The organism is Synechococcus sp. CC9902 (genome assembly GCF_000012505.1).
Taxonomy (GTDB): Bacteria; Cyanobacteriota; Cyanobacteriia; order PCC-6307; family Cyanobiaceae; genus Parasynechococcus.
Genome location: NC_007513.1, coordinates 224,402 through 243,914, shown reverse-complemented (window position 1 = coordinate 243,914; position 19,513 = coordinate 224,402). Strand labels below are relative to the sequence as shown.

Here is a 19,513-nt window from a genome sequence, read left to right as displayed (position 1 = left end):
ACTCAACTCCACTCGAGGGCGCCTTTGCGCCAGGCATAGGCAAGGGCTACCAACAGGATGGCAATAAAAATGAGCGCTTCGATGAACGCCAGCAGACCGAGCCGATTGAAAGCCACGGCCCAGGGGTACAGAAACACCGTCTCAACATCAAAAATGACGAAGACCAGCGCAAACATGTAGTAGCGAATATTGAACTGAATCCACGCACCACCGATCGGCTCCATGCCTGATTCGTAAGTGAGTTGACGTTCACCAGCGCGGCTTTTTGGAGCCAAAAGCTTGTTGGTGACAAGCGCCAGCACCGGAACGGCTGCCGCAATCAGCAGAAACCCCAAAAAGGCGTCATAGCCGGGCAGGGCGAACATGGACGTCCAAGTACATAAGAACAGTCTGGCATTCGCCGTGGGGAGTTGTCGCCGATAGAGTCGTGCATCCCAGCAGTAGAGCGGTGAGCGACGAGCTTGAGTCCGTCGAACAGAGCGAACCTGCCGCTGAAGCGGCCGAAACGCTTGAGAAAGCAGCGGTGAGCGACGAACTTGAGTCCGTCAAACAGAGCGAACCTGCTCCTGAAACGGCTGTTGAAGCATCAGCTGAAACAGATCCAAGAACCCACCGGTTCGAATGTCGCAGCTGCGGATACGTCTATGACCCAGAAGAAGGGGTCAAGAAGGTAGGCATTGATGCGGGCACAGCTTTCAGCGATCTTGACCCCCTCAGTTTTCGTTGCCCGGTTTGCCGCAGCAAAGTGGCAGCGTTTCGGGACATCGGTCCTCGAACAAAAGCCAGCGGTTTTGAGGAAAACCTCAATTACGGTCTTGGCGTTAACCGCATGACTCCGGGTCAGAAGAACGTTTTGATCTTCGGAAGCCTTGCCTTGGGCTTTGCCTTCTTCCTTTCTCTTTACTCCCTGCGCTGAGCTCATTCGTCATGAATCGACTGCTGTCATCCGCCGTCAATCTTTTACTGGTGCTCGTGCTCGGCGTAGGCCTGAGTGGATGCGTTTCGACGCGCGTCCCAACGGCCAGTTCCAGCCCTTGGAAAGCGATCGACCTGGAAACCCAGGCGAATCCCTTGGATGTGTCGTTCACCGATCCCAGCCATGGCTTCCTGGTGGGCAGCAACCGGATGATTCGAGAAACCGATGATGGCGGTGCCCATTGGAACGATCGCAGTCTCGATTTACCCGACGAAGAAAATTTCAGGCTGATCAGCATCGATTTCGAGGGCCAAGAAGGCTGGATTGCCGGACAACCAGGCCTGCTAATGCACAGCACCGACGGTGGCCAAAATTGGACCCGTCTTTTCCTGGATACCAAGCTCCCTGGCGAGCCCTACCTGATCACCGCCCTAGGCAAAAGCTCTGCCGAGCTCGCAACAAATGTTGGAGCTGTATACAAAACCAATGATGGTGGTGAGAGTTGGGAAGCCAGCGTGACCGACGCAGCTGGCGCGGTGCGTGATCTACGCCGAAGCAGCAATGGCAGCTACGTCAGTGTGAGTGGTCTTGGCAATTTCTATGCCACCTGGGAACCAGGAGAAACGGTTTGGAAAGTTCATCAGCGGGTGAGCAGCCAACGCCTGCAGAGCATCGGCTATCAACCTGATGGCAATCTTTGGATGGTCGCCCGCGGCGCTCAAATTCGTCTCAACGATGGCGACGGCAACGTTGAAGACTGGAGCAAAGCGATTATCCCGATCACAAATGGCTATGGCTACATGGACATGGCTTGGGATGACGATGGTGGCATTTGGGCCGGCGGTGGCAATGGCACTCTCCTGGTAAGCCATGACGGTGGCGATAGCTGGGAAACCGATCCCGTTGGCGATCAGCAACCGAGCAACTTCACACGCTTCGTCTTTGACGACGACCATGCCTTCGTTTTGGGAGAGCGGGGCAATCTGCTGCGCTGGGTCGGCAACGCTGTGTAACCGAGATGAAAAGACGGGCTCAACAACCCGTCATCACCTCTTAAGATCACTTATCTGAAACGCCGAAGCCATGGCCGCAGGCTCTACCGGGGAACGTCCGTTCTTCGAAATCATCACCAGCATCCGTTATTGGGTGATTCACGCAGTGACGCTGCCGTCGATCTTCCTTGCCGGATTTCTTTTCGTCAACACAGGCTTGGCCTACGACGCATTTGGAACTCCTCGTCCTGATGCCTATTTCCAAGCCACAGACACCAAAGCTCCCGTCGTCAGCCAGCGCTACGAAGGAAAAGCTCAACTCGACGTTCGCCTGAAATAACCCATGTCACAAGCTCCAATGGCCACAACGCCGCGCAACTACCCGATCTTCACGGTGCGCTGGCTTGCTTTACACACCCTCGGTATTCCCACGGTGTTTTTCCTCGGCGCTCTTGCCGCGATGCAGTTCATCCGTCGCTGACCCTTAATCATGGAACGCAACACCAACCCCAACAATCTTCCAGTCGAACTCAACCGCACCAGCTTGTACCTGGGGTTGCTATTTGTTTTCGTCACCGGAGTGCTGATGTCCAGCTACTTCTTCAACTGAGCGACTGAATTATGAGCAGTAAGAAATCTCTCTATCCAGACGGTCGAATCCCTGATCGTTTGCCCGACGGACGCCCTGCAGTGGCTTGGCGCTCCCGCTGGACTGAAGGTGTATTGCCACTTTGGCTTGTCGCTACGGCTGGTGGCATGGCAGTGTTTTTTGTTGTGGGCTTGTTCTTCTTCGGGGCTTATACCGGAGTCGGTTCCGCCTGAATCACACATTGCAATTCATTCGACAAGCTGGCTACAAGGCCAGCTTTTTTTATGGGTTTCACAACGTTCAAACGCTGTAGAACGACCGATACCACTGAGCAAATCGGTCGACTCCAACTTGAATCGGCGTTGAAGGACGAAAGCCGACCCAGTCTTCAAGGGCAGCGGTATTCGCTGCGGTGGCCACCACATCACCAGGCTGCATCGGCTGGAAATTTTTAATGGCTTCACACCCCAGTGCTTGCTCCATCACCTCGATAAAGCGCAGTAACTCCGTGGGTTGGCTATTTCCAATGTTGAACACCCGATGCGGTGCTGCTGCCGTTGCCGGATCAGGTTGAAGGGGATCGAAATCGGGGTTGATCGTGGCGGGCTTATCGCAGCAACGGAGCACGCCTTCGACAATGTCGTCGATGTAGGTGAAATCGCGCTGCATCTTGCCGTGGTTGAACACCTTGATCGGCTCACCCGCCAAAATTGCCCGCGCAAACAGCATCGGCGCCATATCTGGGCGTCCCCAAGGGCCATAGACCGTGAAAAAACGCAATCCTGTTGCGGGAAGACCATACAAATGGCTGTAGGTGTGCGCCATCAACTCATTGGCCTTCTTGCTGGCGGCATAAAGACTCACCGGATGATTCACCGGCTGGCGTTCATCAAAAGGCAGGTTGCGGTTACCGCCATACACCGAACTGCTGGAGGCATACACCAAATTGCCCACGCCGTGATGACGACATCCCTCAAGGATGTGCCCAAATCCCACAAGATTGCTCTGGATGTAAGCAGCAGGATTCTCAATCGAATAGCGAACCCCCGCTTGGGCCGCCAAATTCACCACAACTTGGGGCTTTTCAGCTGAAAACAGCTTCATCAGCGCCTCACCATGTTCGAGCGCAACAGACTCAAACCGCCAGTTCCCCTCTTGGGCGACTGCCTCGATCTGGCGCAGCCGCGCTTGCTTCAACGCTGGGTCGTAGTAGCTGTTGAGATTGTCGACACCCACAACGCGGTCGCCCTGCTGAAGGAGGCGCTGGGACAACGCGGAACCAATAAATCCCGCCGCGCCGGTAACCAGAACAGTGCGTGTCAAAGGGATCCGTTCCCAACACACCACAGCCTGAGGCCAGCTGAACGCACTTGATCGGGGTCGACGATAGTTCTGCTATCGAAAACCCATGCAGGCCGCCGCATACGACGAGAGAGATCTTGCCAATCAAGAGATTTGTATTGAGACCACTCTGTTAAGAGCACCACGGCATCTGCACCTTCTACAGCCTCCTCAACGCTATTAGCACTCAACCAACTACCAACACCACTAAGGCCTTGAGATTTACCAGTCGCAGGATCTAACTCAACGGGTGCCTCACGTAAATCACGCGCAATCTGGGCCTGCTCAACTTTCGGGTCATGAATCGCAAGCTGCGCCCCTTCTTCCAACAAATCAAGTGCAATACGAATCGCCGGAGCTTCGCGTGTGTCGTTTGTATCTGCCTTAAAAGCAAAACCAAGAATCGCCACACGCTTGCCCGTAACGGTTCCAAACAAACGCTGCACAATCAGTCGGGAGATACGATGCTGCTGCCACGTATTGAGTTCGACGACACTTTCCCAATAACTTGCAACTTCAGGGAGGCCAAAATGCCTACAAAGATAAACAAGATTGAGAATGTCTTTTTGGAAACAACTCCCTCCAAATCCTGGACCCGACTGCAGAAATTTTGGTCCAATTCGGCTATCAGTCCCGATCGCACGCGCCACTTCCTGAACATCAGCACCGGTCGACTCACATAGAGCAGCAACTGAATTAATCGAACTGATGCGCTGAGCCAGGAAAGCATTGGCAGTTAATTTTGACAATTCACTACTCCAAAGATTGGTTCGCAAAATCTTTGCTGGTTCAACCCAATGCATATAAACATCAGCCAAAGCATTAATAGAGTCGTCGTCCTCTCCACCAATCAAAACACGATCAGGACATTCTAAATCTCGAATCGCTGTACCTTCTGCCAAGAACTCCGGATTTGAAAGAACTGCAAAAGATTTAGGGACTTCTCCCTCTTGGAGCGGAGCTTGAGAAGCCTCAAGAATGGTGCGAATTGTCTCCGCAGTGCGCACTGGTAACGTACTTTTTTCGACAACGATTGTGTGACCCTGAGCCGCATTCGCGACCTGGCGAGAGCAGGCTTCTACCCATCGCAAATCGCTCGCCTGGCCAGCACCTAAGCCTTTTACTTTAGTAGGTGTATTAACGGATATGAAAACAATATCGGCCGCTGCTATTGCAGAATCAACATCAGTAGAGAAATGCAGATTACGACCGCGAGCACGATCAACAACAAAGTCCAAACCTGGCTCATAAACAGGAAGGCGACTCAAATCTGAATCATTCCAAGCATCGATTCTTTGCTGATTAAGATCAACAACCGTCACCTGGATATTTGGGCAATGATCAGCAATGACTGCCATCGTCGGGCCACCTACATAACCAGCCCCCATACAACAGATGTTCTTAATCATCATACTGACACCTCAGTTGATTGAAATCCAGAAGGCTGAAGCGCCTGACGAAAGTATTCAATAGTTACGGCAAGGCCATCCTCTAACGCAACATTTGGTTCCCAATCAAGTTCCTTTCGAGCCAAGTCGATCACAGGCTGTCGCTGCAATGGGTCATCTGCCGGGAGAGGCCGTTCTATTAAAGGAAGATCAGGATTGACTTTTGCTCGAATCAATTCCGCGAGTTGGCGAATCGTAAATTCTCCAGGGTTACCAATATTCATTGGGCCAGTATGATTTCCATTCATTAGTCGAATCATTCCCTCGACGAGGTCATCAACGAAACAAAAAGAACGAGTTTGCGATCCATCACCATAAAGAGTGAGCGGCGAACCTCTTAAAGCTTGCACAATAAAATTACTGACAACACGACCATCATTTGGCAACATTCGAGGTCCGTAGGTATTGAAAATCCGCATCACGCGAATTTCAACTTCATGCATCCGTTGATAATCAAAGCAAAGTGTTTCGGCAATACGCTTCCCTTCATCGTAACAACTCCGAATCCCAATGGTATTTACACAACCTCGATAGGATTCAGGCTGCGGGTGCACCTCAGGGTCACCGTACACTTCACTTGTACTTGCAAGGAGTAATCGCGCGCCTACGCGACGAGCTAGTCCGAGCATATTGTACGTTCCCAAAAAACTAGTCTTCGCAGTTTTAATAGGATTAAATTGATAGTGAACCGGCGATGCAGGGCAGGCTAGATGCCAAATTCGATCACACTCTAGTTGAATTGGATCGGTCACATCATGCCGAATTAATTCAAATCGAGGGTTGCCTATCCACTTGCTGATATTCGTCTTTCTGCCAGTAAAATAGTTGTCAAGACAAATAACCTCTTCACCAGCTTGCATCAAACGATCGGTCAGGTGCGAGCCTACAAATCCAGCTCCCCCAGTCACTAAATTAATCAACGACTAGTTGCTATTCGCATATGAAAATACCATGCGCTGCAAGGACAGTGACTGGATTACATGGCAGTTAGCTTGGCAAGTAACCCTGTCAGATCATGGAGTCCAAGAAAAAAATCGTCACTCTCATCACTCAAAGGCTTAATCCGAACCTCTCCCTTTTCAACTTCTTCATCACCCAGCACCAGAGCCCAACGTGCACCGCAACGATCAGCACGCTTGAATTGCTTGCTGAAAGATGCTCCAGAGTTGTCGAGTTCAATCACTAATCCGGCACAACGCAGCGACCGAGCAAGAATGAGGGCGGCTTTTTCAGCTTGTTCGCCACGATTCACCAAATAAGCATTGGGTGGGACCACAGCTGTAAGCCGAGCAGAGTCCCCATCAGGATCAGCGTTGGCGGCAGCCTCAACAACCAACAGCAAACGCTCCATGCCCAGCGCCCATCCCACAGCTGGGGTATCTGGTCCTCCTAGTTGACCGATCAAACCGTTGTATCGACCACCGCCACAGACCGTGGCCTGGGCACCAAGCTGGTCACTGGTGATCTCAAAAGCGGTATGGCAGTAGTAGTCCAAACCGCGAACTAATCGAGGGCTAAGGCGGAATGGAATTCCAAGTGAAGCAAGCCCCTGCTGCACAACCTCAAAACGCTCCCGACTCTCAGGAGCGAGAGAATTTGCCAAGGTTGGAGCCCCATCAAGCAGAGCTTGAGTTGCTTTGTTTTTAGAGTCCAAAATTCGTAGCGGGTTGGTGTTCAAGCGAGCCCGCGAGTCTTCATCCAAAAGATTTGAGCGTTGCTCTAACCAGGCCACTAAAGCAGTGCGATAAGCGCACCGATCATCCGTAGAACCGAGACTATTCAATTCCAACTCCAAACCACCAACGCCTAAGGAAGCCAATAAATCCCAGGCCAACGCAATCACTTCAACATCGGCACGTGCACTTGCTGCCCCTAACCACTCCACACCGATCTGATGGAATTGACGTTGGCGTCCGGCCTGGGGTCGCTCATAGCGAAACATGGGGCCTGCATACCAAAGCTTTTGAGGCCCTTGGCTCAACAACCCATGTTGCAAAGCAGCGCGGACAACAGATGCCGTGCCCTCTGGACGCAAGGTGCATGAACGATCCCCACGATCGTTGAAGGTGTACATCTCTTTGCCAACAACATCTGTGGCTTCACCGATGCCGCGACAAAACAAATCCGTGGGTTCCATGACCGGTGTACGGATCTCACCAAAACCCGACCGTTGAAAGTGTGTTCGCGCAACTGATTCAACAGCCTGCCAACGCTGTAATGCTTGAGGCAATAAATCCACCATTCCCCTCAGGCTCTGCAGCTGCGTCACGGTGCTGAATTCATCATCAACAGGTCAGTCTGCCGGGTAGGTCATCACTTGAGACTCCGACTTGCCACTAAATCCATCAAAGCCAGTTGACGAGTCACACACCCTTCAAGCTCATAGGAGCGCTGAACGGTGCGTCGGGCCTCAGTTCCAAAAGCTTGTGCACGTTCGGGATTTTGAAGAAGCTCAGCCACTGCTTGAGCAAGATCATCAGAAGAGAAAAAATCAATTAGCAAACCATTCACTCCGTGGCGGACCACCTCTCTCACTGGAGCCGTATCGGAACCGACCACTGCGCAACCACAGGCCATCGCTTCTAGAAGGCTCCAGCTCATCACAAAAGGGTATGTGAGATAAACATGACAAGCACTAATTTGCAACAACGGTATGAATTGGTGGTAAGGCAAAGAACCGGTTATATGAACTCTGGAAGGATCATACTGACCTTCGATTTCAGATAAGAAACGGTCTTTCCACTCACCACCCTCACAAGCCGCACCATAACTAACACCAGTTGTTTCTCCAACAATGACAATTCGCGCCTCGGGACATCTTTGCAACAATTCAGGAATTGCGCGCAAGAAAGTATGGCATCCGCGATACGGCTCGAGCCTCCTATTCACAAATGTAATGACAGGCTCTCCTCGTTTAATTACAACACCATCAGGGAGCATTAATGGCTTTACCAAGGGATTTGGAGTTGCCTTTTGCGTATCGACTCCATCATGAATCACGCTTATTTTTTTTCTCCAATTCTCAGGAAAGCTACTAGCCTGGAAATGCGTGGGAGTAATATTCCAGTCCGCTTGTTCAAGAATTAAATGTAAATAAGCATTTTTCATTTCAAGCTTTGCCTGATTCCACCAACCACATTCGTCTTGAAATTCTGGATCAAAACCAATGTCAAAACCAATATTATTATAGAAAAATTCTTGATAGCAAAGTAAAGAGACTTCGGGCCAAATTGCTTTTAAGAATAACGGCTCGCCCCAGCCTGGATGAGCACAAATAATATCAGGCATAAAACCTTTACTCTTAAGCTGCTCAGCTGCCATTGCACACGCATCGGCACGAATCACTTTAGCTTCTGTTTCCATAACTAAAGGATGAACATTTTTGGCATTACCTCGCCTTAGCGAATACTGAAAATACTGAATTCTGCTTGAAAGTTCACGACTTTGATCTAATGGATTAATCCCTAAGGCCACTAATTGATGGCCACCAAGTTTAGCCAAGCGTTGGACAATATGAAGATACTGGCCGGGAAAATTTTGATGGACAAATAAGATTTTCATACCCTCTAGAGTCGCTGCAAGGACTCAGCCTTATCCTGGAACTCGCCCAACAATAACTGCAAATAAGACACTTTTCTCAACTTGATATTGGCTGTCAGACTCATACCAACTTGAAGTGGAAGCTTCGCACCACGTTTCATTTGCAATTGTTGCTGTATAAGCTTGACCGTAACTGGGTAACTCAATTCCTGGCGCTGCTCCTGAGGATTAGGAGCCAAAGCATCGGATCCAATTCGCGTTACTTTTCCTGGCAAAATACCGAAATCAGTAGCCGGATAAGAATCAATACTGATATCTGCATTCATACAATTTGCAAGTTGCTTCGGACATCCCACGGGAACCTTCACGAAACCAATTTTGTTGCTCGGCACTTCAACACTGGCTTCCAAAGAGCCAAAGGGCACCACCTTCATGACGGTCTCAGTGGACTGGGCTGTGTAACCAGCCGACGTGGGCTGCAGATCAAACACCACACCATCAAGGGGTGATTTCAATTGCTGGTAACGCAACGTCACCCTGGCCTCAGCCAACCGACTACTGATATCAGCAACCTCAGAATTCAGTTGAGCCATCTGCTGATCCAAGAGGGCCAACTGTCGAAGCCGGTCGGCCCTGGTTTGCATCAAGCGACCACGAGTTCCCTCAACCGTGTTCTTCTGGGTGAGAAGCTGCACTTCCGAAAAGGCACCAGCAGCCTTTAACTGCATATAACGAGAGAGGATCTCGGTCTGCAATGCCAAATTATTTTCCAACATTCGAACTTCAGCATTATTCACCTGCTCATATCTTTGGCGCTCAATCTGCTTGAGATTGAGCTGTTCTCGCTTCAATATCATCGAGGTCTCCAAACTTTTTCGTTGCTGTTCACTCGCTTCGGTATCGAGTTTTATCAAAACCTGACCCGCCTTCACCGAATCGCCTTCCTTCACCAAAATCTCCTCAACAACCCCTCCCACGGGCATCTGAATATCTTGAACAGAATCGATGGGTTCCAACTGACCTTTGGCCACAACAATTTCTTCCGTTCGAGCCAAGGCCAGCCAACCCACACCGAAAACGGTGGTACCAATCAGAGTCCAGGTGACGGTTCGCATCCAGAACCGCCCCTGCTGCAAAACAGATTCATCGAAATTCGTTACTCCTTGCTGAACATCATCAGGCACCGGAGAAAGAAATTTAAAAGGATTGAACTTCATAATTACAAACTCTCCTGTTGGCGATAAAGAGCGTAATAACGCCCACGATGCTTCATCAAATCATCGTGGGAACCCACCTCAACCACGGCACCTTGGTGCATCATCACGATCATATCGGCCTGACGAATCGTAGAAAGACGATGGGTGATGAAAAAGACTGTTTGCTCTTTCAGATTGCCATGCAAGTTGTCACAAACTTTCCGCTCTGTTTCATAGTCCAGAGCACTCGTCGCCTCATCCATCACCAACAATTTTGGGTTGCTTAACAACGTTCTGGCAATGGCCACACGCTGGCGCTGGCCTCCCGAGAGGTTGGCTCCACGCTCTCCAACAGGCGTGCTGTAACCACTGGCTAATTCCATAATGAAGTCATGAGCATTCGCAAGGCGCGCCGCTCGCACAATTTCCTCACTCGACACATCCGGATTGGTGAGCGCAATGTTCTCACTCACCGTGCCGCTAAATAGCAAAGGATCCTGGGGAACAATTCCGATTTGACGACGGAGTGAATACAATTCCACCTTAGAAATGTCGAAACCATCAATCAATATTCGTCCTCTATCAGGCTCATAAAGCCTTGGCAGAAGTTTCATTAGCGTGCTCTTTCCACTCCCACTCTGTCCAACAATCCCAACAAAAGTTCCAGACTTCACTTCCAGATTGATGTCCTTCAGTACTTCAGGCTGCCCAGGCCGAAATCGGAAGCTGAGATCTTCAAATCGAATCTGCCCCTGAAGCGGAGGGAGCATGACCTTTGTTTTATCAACCTCATCCGATTCCTGGGGAGTATCAATCACATCAGCGAGTCGTTCGAAGCTAATTCTTAATTCCTGAATGCTCTGCCAAATCGTGGAAAGACGAAGCAAAGGCTGGGTGACATAACCGGAGATAATCCGGAAAGCAATTAATTGACCAAGAGTTAGATCCCCACTCAGAACCATGGAGGCACCGATCCACAGCACCATTAGCTGAGAGATCTTTTGAAGTACCTGGCTGGTCTGATTGAGAGCCGTGCCAGTAATCGTTTTCTCAAATGTGCGAGCGATGTAATTGGAATAAAACTCCTGCCAGCGCCAACGACTCACCATTTCGACGTTCTGTGCTTTCACCGTTTGGATCCCAGTGAGCACTTCCACTAGATGGCTCTGGGTCTTGGCATTCTCCTCTGCCGCGGCCCGGTATTGCCGGCGAAATAATGGCGCCCCAAGAAGCGTGAGGCCGATCTGAATCGGCAACACCGAAAGGGCGATCAAGGTGAGCAGCCAGCTGTACACCAACATCACCATGATGTAGATCACTGAAAAAGCGGCATCGAGAATCGTTGTCAGAGCTTGTCCAGTCAAGAAATTCCGAATCTTTTCCAGCTCTGCAACACGCGTCCCCAGTTCTCCGACGGGACGACGGTCGAAATACCCCAACGGCAAGCGAAGAAGGTGATCAATCACCTCCGCGCCAAGGCGCTGATCAATGCGATTGGTAGTTTCTGCGAACAAAAATGTTTTCAGACTGCCTAAAATTCCCTCCAGAATGGTGACAACCACCAAAGCAATTCCCAGAACTTGAAGGGTGTCAAGACTGCGCTGAGTGATCACCTTATCGATGATCACCTGAATTAATAGAGGGTTGGCCAGGGTGAAGAGCTGAACCACAAAACTGGCCGCCAAAACCTGAATCAAGACGCTGCGATAACGCTTCAATGCAGGCCAAAACCAACCGGGCCCAAACTTCTGGTCGGGCGTGGCATTCGACCGCTCCATCAGAAGCAGATCAATACCCTCCGGGAAACTCGCTTGAAGCTCCTGCGGGCCAAGCACCACCAAACCATGCTTCGGAGATGCCAGGCGTAACCCCATCTCATTGCTGGCCACCACCAGGGCGAAGCCGCCTTGCCACGGCAACAGGGACGGCACTTGCAAGCGTGTGCCGGCCAGCGAAGGCACCTTGGCCGCCATCACATGAAGACCCAGACTTGCCGCTAACTGGCCACAGAGCTGCAAATTCGGCGTCAAGCCGCGACGAATGTTGTCTTGAAGGACCTTTTCGATCGAATCCCGACGAAACGGCAACTTCATCAGCTGCGAGAGCATTTGAAAACAAGCGAGCGTTTCCGCCAACGGACCGTCGGCGCGAATGAGATGAAGGCTGTCCACCACATTGCGCTCTGGGCTGAAACGGCTGACAGGGGGCAGAAGCTCCGCGGACTCCACCGCATCAGCGTGCACAAGGGGTGCTGGAGAATCCTCTCTATCAGCGGCCTCCGGAGCAGCCAAGGCCACCAAGCGCAACGCAAATCGGTCGCTCTCAGGCAAAACACTCGCCGCATCGAGTTGTTGGCCAACCCGCGCCTCACCCCAACAGCTGGTCACATACACCAACTGGCCAACGGCGATCGCCGCACCCACCGATTCCGGGGTGGGGGCACAGTGCAAAGCCCCCTGCAATGCCTGCTCAAGTTGCTCCAACGGAGATTCGTCGGCATCAGCCGATCCGCGATCCAACCGTTCCAGAAGTTGCAGCAATTCCTGAGGCCACACTTGTTGGTCACACCAGGCGCGAAATGACGCTTCCGACGCATACAACTCGGACCAAACCTGATCCGGAATCGCGCAAGCGACCACGTCATCGGAAGCAATGACGTTCTCGCAGGCCGATCCTGTTAGGAGACTGGCTGCTCCAATAACGCTGCCCGGGCCAAATTTGCCCACGGTGGTCAGCCGACCCATTTGTCTCCCCACCAATCGGGCTTGGCCACTCAGCAGCACAAGCACCCGTGCAGGGATCACCTCGGCATCGCACATCTGCTGGCCAAGTTCAAACTTCAACAGCCGCGTGGCCTGTTGAAGGTCGTTGGACCCGATTTCACTCAGACCGTTAAAGGCTGGATGGGTCAGCAACGGGAAGGATGAAGCCTGGGTCATTTGGAAATGCTGAAGTCGCTGAACGCCGTCATCGGCTCGGAATCGATGGATTCTTTGTTTTCATGCGATGCGTTCTGCAGTTGCTCGAGGCACGAATCGGCCTGCTCGCTCACCCAGGCATCAAACATTTCCCGACACATTCGGTCTGACACCTCAGCTGTGAAGGTGGCCGGGGAGTAGCGCTCTAGCCGAACGACTAACCACCAATCAGAAATTTTGAAGGGCTCAAGCAGCACACCCGGCTGAGAAACTCGCAATTTTTCGACCAAGTCAGGGTGAGCCTGCGTCAGGGATACGGGACCAACAATGCCGTTGGTGTTGCGCTCTGGCCCCTCGGCATAGCGCTTGGCCAAATCGGCGAAATTGGATTCCTCCGATTCAATTTGCAAATACAACTCGCGCGCAAGAAAACTGCTCTCCAGTCGAAGCAGGCTGTACACCACCTGATCCAGCTCGTGTTTGCGGTCTAAAAACCGCGCCTCCGCCTTCGCACCAAATTGTTCATGCATCAACGACTGGCGGCGGATCACAACGGCCATGCGATCCACAACCTCTTGATGGGAACGCCCAATCTCATTCAAGAGCTCAGACCATTGATCAAGCCGCTCATAGCCCCGTTGTTCCAGGAGTTCCAGACGGGCCTGATCGAGGTCTTGATCCGAAATCTCCACATCAGCAAGAACGGTCTGCGTCACCATTTGCTCTACAAGAGGACGAAGCAGATCGAAGCGTTGCAAAAGAGCTCGGCCTTCTCCCCCAATCACTCGCTTCAAATCAGGCAAGACCTGAGGGCAATTCACACGTCAGTACTCAGTCCGCAAAACGTAGGGACGAAAACGCACGTTGACTCGAGTTATGGAGAGGTCCTTCAGAATCAAACTCAGTTCGTACCTTCAGCGCCATGGCTCGCCGCGTCCTAATCACTGGAGGCGCTGGCTTCATCGGGAGCCACACCGCTCTTGTTCTGTTGGAGCAGGGGTATGAGCTGGTGGTTCTCGACAACTTCGACAACAGCAGTCCAGAGGCTCTGAAGCGAGTGAAGACGCTTGCGAACTCCAATGCGTTGGAACTTGTTGAAGGAGATGTCCGTGACTTAGACGCTGTGAATCGCGCCTTTGATCGTGGTGGTCCTGTTGATGGCGTCATTCATTTCGCCGGTCTCAAGGCCGTGGCCGAATCAGTAGCCAACCCTCTCCATTACTGGGATGTCAATCTCAATGGCAGCAGGGTTTTGGCTACCGCAATGGAGCAGCACCAGTGCCGCACCCTCGTCTTCAGCAGCACGTCCACCGTGTATGGAGAGCCCGAGGTTTTTCCACTCCACGAAGAGATGCCCACAGCGCCAGTGCATCCTTACGCCCAAACCAAGTTGGCCGTTGAGCAGATGCTGAGTGCCCTCTGTCGTTCTGGAGACTGGCGGGTGGCCTGTTTGCGCTATTTCAACCCCGTCGGAGCCCACCCCAGTGGACGGATAGGAGAAGACCCCCTCGGCACTCCCAATAACTTGTTTCCATTTATCACCCAAGTCGCCGCAGGACGACGCGACAAACTCCGGATCTTCGGCCAGGACTACTCAACACACGATGGCACCGGCATTCGTGACTACTTGCACGTGATGGACCTCGCCGAAGCCCACAGCGTCACCTTGGATCACCTCTTCCACTCCACAGCCCCTCACCAACTCACACTGAACATCGGGACCGGCTGCGGACTCAGCGTTCTCGACGTGGTGCGCGGCTTTGAAAAGGCGACCGGACTGCCGATTCCCTACGAGGTGGTGGCACGACGACCAGGAGATGTGCCCAAGCTTGAAGGGTGTCCTCAAAAAGCCAAAGACATTTTGGGCTGGAGCGCTAAGCGGGATCTTGCACAGATGTGTCGAGACGGCTGGACTTGGCAACAGGCCAATCCGCTGGGGTACCGCAGCGTCCCATGACCCCATCGGGATCTCTCCTCCTCGCTGGAGGAGGGCACAGCCATGCTCTTCTGCTCAAACGCTGGGCAATGACGCCGAGGTTGCGGCCCAAGCGCAGCATTGTGCTGATCAATCGGCATCCGACTGCCCTGTATTCCGGCATGGTGCCCGGCTTGATCGCCGGGATCTATCGGCGGGAGGAGCTGAGTATCAATCTTCCGCACCTCTGCGATCGAGCGGGGGTGGCCTTTGTGCAGGCCGAAATCAGTGGTATTGATTCCCAACGCCAAGATCTCCTGCTCCACCAGCGACCAGCCCTGAGCTTTGGTGTGCTCAGCCTTGATGTTGGAGCGGTGACGCGAAACCTTGAACACCTTTCTGGTGTTCCAGTCAAGCCGTTGGAGGAAGCCCTTCAGTTTTTATCTCAACAAGACCCTGAAGATCCACAACCCTTTCGCATCGTGGGTGCGGGACCCGCCGGAATCGAAGTGGCCCTGGCACTGCGACGACGCTGGCCCCGTCGCCCACTGGAATTACAGATCCGTGCAGGCCAACTCAACGCCACCACCAAGTCGATCCTCAGTCGTGCTCACATTCAGTGCGTCACCGACGCCAATGCCCACGCATCCCTCCTCTGCACGGGAAGTCGCGCACCGTCTTGGCTGGCCAACAGTGGATTTGCGGTGGACCACGACGGACGGGTTCTAACCAACTCTTTCCTCCAGCTCGAGGGATATTCCCATCTGTTTGCGAGCGGCGATTGCGCCGTGATGGAGGCCCAACCGCGGCCCGCCTCAGGGGTGTGGGCTGTGCGTTCCGCCGTGCCCTTGGCCCAGAACCTTGAGGCGATCTGCAACGGCCAAAGCCTGAAGCGATGGACACCACAACGCGATGCCCTGCAGTTAATTGGGACCGGGAACAACGCGGCCTGGATGCTGCGAGGCCATGCTCATACCGGAGCATTCAGGCTGCTCTGGAGCCTGAAACAACGAATTGATCATTCGTTCATGGCCGGTTTCAGCCAACTCGCCCCCATGGGAGCAGCCGAACCAATGGCCTGCCGTGGCTGTGCCGCCAAGCTTCCCGCGCGCCCCCTCAACGCAGCGTTGTCGCAGGCGGGACTCAAAACCCAAGCGGAAGATGCCGCCAACCTCGGCGGAACGCCAGCACTACTGCAAAGCGTTGATGGCTTTCCTGCTCTCGTGAGTGATCCCTGGCTGAATGGTCGGCTCACCACCTTGCACGCCTGCTCTGATCTCTGGGCTTGTGGGGCCAAGGTCACCAGTGCGATGGCCGTCGTCACCCTGCCGTCCATCCACTCCACCGAACAGCAAGAACTTCTCCATCAAACTTTGGCTGGGGTTCAGTCGGTGTTGATCGAACAGGGAGCGTCACTGATCGGGGGTCACACCTTGGAGTCGCGCAGTCCCACGCCTTCCCCGACCACCCTGGGATTGCAAGTCGCCCTGACCGTGAATGGCCAAACTTCAAAACCCTGGCCCAAGGGTGGTATTCAGCCTGGAGATGCGCTCCTGCTGAGCCGTCCCCTTGGCGTCGGCGTGCTCTTCGCTGCAGCTATGGCAGGGGTCGCCAAGCCCAAGGATGTCGAAGCGGCCCTGCGCACGATGAACCAAAGCCAACATCGCTTGGTGGATGGGTTGCAGAAGCATGGCGCCGACATTCATGCCTGTACTGACGTGACCGGCTTTGGGTTACTGGGACATCTCGGAGAGATGCTGCAGGGAAGCGAGCCCATCACCATCCAACTGTGGCCCAATCGAATTCAAGCCCATCCAGGTGCACTGGACCTACTCGACCAAGGGATAGCCAGCAGCCTGGCCCCCGCAAATCGTGATGCCTGGAGCTGGCTTGAGGGGCCAGTTCAACTCAACGCGTCACCATCCCAGGCCTGTCTGGAACTACTGGTGGACCCACAAACCTGTGGACCACTCCTCTTGGCCTGCACCGCAGCAGCTGCCGAATGTCTTATGGCACAGGATTCAGCTTGGATTCAAGTTGGCATTGCAGGATCCGGCCATGGCTAAGACCTTGTGAACGGTCAACGCAGCGATAGCCCAGCTGCTCAACCTCTTCGTGCAATGGGTTCAGTTTGCGGAAAAGCGCCTGTTCGGGCCCACTACTGGCCAACCAAATCACGGAGGGATGTGGGGTGATCGACAACCGTTGATGCAAGGCACTGCGATCTCCCCATGCAGCGACGGGAGGAGCCATTCGCCCCATCGATTGCTCCATCCGATCACTGAGGTTGAGCAGGCGCGCTCGAGGGCTATATCGCTCAACCAATCCATCCGTATACCGGCTCACCATTCGAAACTGATCCTGTTCGCGCACTCCGCCCAATCCCGAGTCGAGCTCAGCAAACCCTGGCCCCCACCAGCTGCCGATCACCATCATCAAAACAACGCCAGCGAACAAGCGCCCCCCGCGATTCAACTGAGCATCTCCAAGCAGAACTGCCAAGACAGGCACAAGAGCCGGAATCAGCACAACGAAATAACGACCAAAGGCGAGGGGCTTGAAGAAAGAGATCAGCACCACCCCAACCACCATCAAGCCCGATGGGATCACACCAGTGCGATCCAACAGATCAACATCGAGCCAGCGCACTGGCTTCAGACCACCCCAACGACGCAGGATTACAAGCGTGAGTAGCAGCAGGGCCAACTTGGGCAGGGGCCAAACGCCAAGCCCTCGAGCCAAGGTGTCCTCCAACAACGCAAAGCTTGGGCCGCCAATCCAGCTGCCGGCCTTCGAGCTGAAGAGATAGTCGGAGGCGTAGGCGATCCAAGCCAGGGCTGGGATTACCCCCAGGCCAGCAGCCAAGCACAATCCCCAGCGACGGCGCGAGCCGTCCCAAGCCCCAGCAGCCACCAGCAAAAAGAGACCATAAAAATGAGTTAGTGAAGCCAGGGCCACCGCTAAGGCATAGGGGACAAGACGGCCTTGGTTGCGCCACCACCAAGCCAAAGCCACAAACAACACCAGCAGGGCATAGCTCTTGCCTTCAATCGAAAAACGGATGGGATAGGGGCTACAAAACGCCATCAGCGCCGCCAATGAGACGGTCCAGCCCAGACGCTTGTGCACAGCCAAGGCCCTTGCCTGGGCCACCATCACAACCCCACCCGCGCCGTAGGCGAGCCATGAGAGCAACCGCAGGGTGATCGGGCTTTGCCCCACCAGCTGGCCCCATCCCCAAAGCACGGCGTAATAAAGAGGTGGATGGGTGTCGTGGCGAAGCATTGAAAGCAAAGCCGCCGGACTGGCTTGAAAACTCTTACCCACGCTGTACAACTCGTCGCTCCAGAGCGCCGTGGCATCGATGAGCCAGAGAGCCTTCAAGGCAAATCCTGCACACACCAAAGCCACGACCAGGACGATCGAAGCCGAACGGGACCCAATCATCGGCTTCGCTTCAGCGCCTCCAGGCGTAGACGCTGCAATTCATTCCCTAATGCGGGACCAGACGACCAACCATCGGCGATGAGATCCCGAGCGCTTCTGGGTGATTTCAGATGTCGCCAACGCCCCCACCAGCGCAACAACGGTTTCCATTGCGGGGGTTGTGAGCACACCATGAAGGCCACTGTTTCTGGCATCCAGCCCTGGTTCTCCAGAGCAGCAGTCCAGACGTCTGGGGCCGCATGAACGTCAGGTGCATCTGTAGACACCAACCAATCCTGAAGCTGCAGAAGCTGCTTGAGCCACCGCTGCTGTTGACCAGGCACACCCAAGCGACGGGCAACCGCCTCGGGATCCGGTGCACCCGCTAGCCAGGCCGGTAGCAAGGGAAGTCCAAGCCGTTGCGCCCAAGCAATTCGACGGTTTCGGCCCCGATCGTGCTGCAAGGACGGATCCAACAACGCCATTGCCTGCCACTCCTCTAAACAATCGAGTGCCAAAGCCCAAGGCTCACCCGCAAACAGACGATCGAGCTCCATCCGCAGTCGATTCGCCAATGCCGGTGGAGCCTGATCCGGTGCATCGTGCAATTGCCAAGACCATGGCCAACGCCGCACCGTGGCAGTCACTTGCTGCAGCGCCTCCGGCGACAGAACAAATCCCAACCGAGCCGCATAACGACTGGCACGGATCACACGGGTGGGGTCATCCGACACGCTCTCATCATGGAGAAACACCAAACGTCGTTCGGCCAAATCCTGCTGACCTCGGTGCGGATCGATGAGCTGTCCAGACAGCAGATCCTGAGCCATCGCGTTGATCGTGAAATCGCGACGCACTAGATCAGAGTCCAACGAGCCTGGTTCAACCACGGGGTTCTCACCTGGCATGGGGTAGGTCTCCTTGCGCGCCATCGCGAAATCCAAGGCAATGCCATCGAGCTGCAGGGCAACCGTGCCAAAGCTCCCGTAGTTCTGAAGTTCGGTCACCCGTTGCTCTCCACACCGTTTCACTAGCTCAGCGGCAAGGCGCATGGCGTCACCTTCGAGAATCCAATCCAAATCAGGCACACCTGTCCAAACCCGGCCATAGCGCTCATGGAGCAGGCCATCCCGCACAGCACCACCGACAATCGCCAACCGCTTCACACCTGCACCCACAGCCGCCGATCGCAACTCAGCCAGCAAAGAGGACGGCACACCGGTCAGGTTCAT

19 protein-coding genes are annotated in these 19,513 nt (G+C 53.8%); 8 read left to right on the top strand and 11 right to left on the bottom strand.

Annotated features, from left to right (window positions below):
- Nucleotides 1-2 precede the first annotated feature (2 nt).
- On the bottom strand, nucleotides 3-365 hold the full coding sequence (locus tag SYNCC9902_RS01095) for an NAD(P)H-quinone oxidoreductase subunit 3 (protein ID WP_011359066.1): 363 nt from the start codon (nucleotides 363-365) through the stop codon (nucleotides 3-5).
- 83 nt (nucleotides 366-448) lie between these two features.
- On the opposite strand from SYNCC9902_RS01095, the gene SYNCC9902_RS01090 reads away from it, so the two are divergent.
- From SYNCC9902_RS01090 to SYNCC9902_RS01065, 6 genes are all read left to right on the top strand, one after another.
- Entirely contained in the window at nucleotides 449-916 is a 468-nt protein-coding gene (locus SYNCC9902_RS01090) for a rubredoxin (protein ID WP_041424726.1), read from the top strand.
- 11 nt (nucleotides 917-927) lie between these two features.
- Complete coding sequence (locus tag SYNCC9902_RS01085) at nucleotides 928-1,929, top strand: photosynthesis system II assembly factor Ycf48 (protein WP_011359064.1); 1,002 nt, start codon at nucleotides 928-930, stop codon at nucleotides 1,927-1,929.
- A 70-nt stretch (nucleotides 1,930-1,999) separates the two neighbouring features.
- Nucleotides 2,000-2,248: a cytochrome b559 subunit alpha gene (gene psbE, locus SYNCC9902_RS01080; protein WP_011359063.1), complete on the top strand. Its 249-nt coding sequence runs from the start codon at nucleotides 2,000-2,002 to the stop codon at nucleotides 2,246-2,248.
- Nucleotides 2,249-2,251: 3 nt separating this feature from the next.
- Nucleotides 2,252-2,389 carry a cytochrome b559 subunit beta gene (gene psbF, locus SYNCC9902_RS01075; RefSeq protein WP_011359062.1) on the top strand — a complete coding sequence of 46 codons (138 nt, stop codon included), beginning with the start codon at nucleotides 2,252-2,254 and terminating at the stop codon, nucleotides 2,387-2,389.
- Between the two features lie 9 nt (nucleotides 2,390-2,398).
- The gene (locus SYNCC9902_RS01070) at nucleotides 2,399-2,518 is read left to right on the top strand and encodes a photosystem II reaction center protein L (RefSeq protein ID WP_009788330.1); all 120 of its coding nucleotides are present in this window, start codon (nucleotides 2,399-2,401) and stop codon (nucleotides 2,516-2,518) included.
- 11 nt (nucleotides 2,519-2,529) lie between these two features.
- Nucleotides 2,530-2,730 (top strand): photosystem II reaction center protein J, encoded by a 201-nt coding sequence (locus tag SYNCC9902_RS01065; RefSeq protein ID WP_009788331.1) that lies wholly within the window; start codon nucleotides 2,530-2,532, stop codon nucleotides 2,728-2,730.
- 67 nt (nucleotides 2,731-2,797) lie between these two features.
- Here SYNCC9902_RS01065 and SYNCC9902_RS01060 read toward each other — a convergent pair whose 3' ends face one another.
- The 8 genes from SYNCC9902_RS01060 to SYNCC9902_RS01025 form a co-directional block, all read right to left on the bottom strand.
- Nucleotides 2,798-3,820, bottom strand: coding sequence for an NAD-dependent epimerase (locus tag SYNCC9902_RS01060; RefSeq protein WP_011359061.1), 1,023 nt, complete (start codon nucleotides 3,818-3,820; stop codon nucleotides 2,798-2,800).
- Nucleotides 3,817-5,250, bottom strand: coding sequence for a nucleotide sugar dehydrogenase (locus tag SYNCC9902_RS01055; protein ID WP_011359060.1), 1,434 nt, complete (start codon nucleotides 5,248-5,250; stop codon nucleotides 3,817-3,819). The genes SYNCC9902_RS01060 and SYNCC9902_RS01055 overlap by 4 nt, the downstream gene beginning before the upstream one ends.
- Complete coding sequence (locus SYNCC9902_RS01050; RefSeq protein ID WP_011359059.1) at nucleotides 5,247-6,206, bottom strand: UDP-glucuronic acid decarboxylase family protein; 960 nt, start codon at nucleotides 6,204-6,206, stop codon at nucleotides 5,247-5,249. The genes SYNCC9902_RS01055 and SYNCC9902_RS01050 overlap by 4 nt, the downstream gene beginning before the upstream one ends.
- 56 nt (nucleotides 6,207-6,262) lie before the next feature.
- A complete protein-coding gene (gene hisS, locus SYNCC9902_RS01045; protein WP_011359058.1) occupies nucleotides 6,263-7,555 on the bottom strand; it encodes a histidine--tRNA ligase in 1,293 nt (430 codons plus the stop codon).
- 44 nt (nucleotides 7,556-7,599) lie between these two features.
- A complete protein-coding gene (locus SYNCC9902_RS01040; RefSeq protein ID WP_011359057.1) occupies nucleotides 7,600-8,847 on the bottom strand; it encodes a glycosyltransferase family 4 protein in 1,248 nt (415 codons plus the stop codon).
- A 5-nt stretch (nucleotides 8,848-8,852) separates the two neighbouring features.
- A complete protein-coding gene (locus SYNCC9902_RS01035; protein WP_369776181.1) occupies nucleotides 8,853-9,809 on the bottom strand; it encodes an HlyD family secretion protein in 957 nt (318 codons plus the stop codon).
- A gap of 236 nt (nucleotides 9,810-10,045) precedes the next feature.
- The gene (locus SYNCC9902_RS01030) at nucleotides 10,046-12,961 is read right to left on the bottom strand and encodes a peptidase domain-containing ABC transporter (RefSeq protein ID WP_011359055.1); all 2,916 of its coding nucleotides are present in this window, start codon (nucleotides 12,959-12,961) and stop codon (nucleotides 10,046-10,048) included.
- Complete coding sequence (locus SYNCC9902_RS01025) at nucleotides 12,958-13,743, bottom strand: peptidylprolyl isomerase (protein ID WP_232179236.1); 786 nt, start codon at nucleotides 13,741-13,743, stop codon at nucleotides 12,958-12,960. Before SYNCC9902_RS01025 ends, SYNCC9902_RS01030 begins: the two co-directional genes overlap by 4 nt.
- Before the next feature lie 119 nt (nucleotides 13,744-13,862).
- Here SYNCC9902_RS01025 and galE point away from each other — a divergent pair, with 119 nt between their 5' ends.
- Nucleotides 13,863-14,897 carry a UDP-glucose 4-epimerase GalE gene (gene galE, locus SYNCC9902_RS01020; protein WP_011359053.1) on the top strand — a complete coding sequence of 345 codons (1,035 nt, stop codon included), beginning with the start codon at nucleotides 13,863-13,865 and terminating at the stop codon, nucleotides 14,895-14,897.
- Complete coding sequence (selD, locus tag SYNCC9902_RS01015) at nucleotides 14,894-16,921, top strand: selenide, water dikinase SelD (RefSeq protein ID WP_011359052.1); 2,028 nt, start codon at nucleotides 14,894-14,896, stop codon at nucleotides 16,919-16,921. Before galE ends, selD begins: the two co-directional genes overlap by 4 nt.
- On the opposite strand, the gene SYNCC9902_RS01010 is transcribed toward selD, so the two are convergent.
- Both SYNCC9902_RS01010 and SYNCC9902_RS01005 read right to left on the bottom strand, forming a co-directional pair.
- Nucleotides 16,863-18,302, bottom strand: a complete 1,440-nt coding sequence (locus tag SYNCC9902_RS01010) for a glycosyltransferase family 39 protein (RefSeq protein WP_011359051.1) — start codon at nucleotides 18,300-18,302, stop codon at nucleotides 16,863-16,865. The two genes, selD and SYNCC9902_RS01010, sit on opposite strands and share 59 nt — an antisense overlap.
- Nucleotides 18,299-19,513, bottom strand: coding sequence for a CCA tRNA nucleotidyltransferase (locus SYNCC9902_RS01005; RefSeq protein ID WP_011359050.1), 1,215 nt, complete (start codon nucleotides 19,511-19,513; stop codon nucleotides 18,299-18,301). The genes SYNCC9902_RS01010 and SYNCC9902_RS01005 overlap by 4 nt, the downstream gene beginning before the upstream one ends.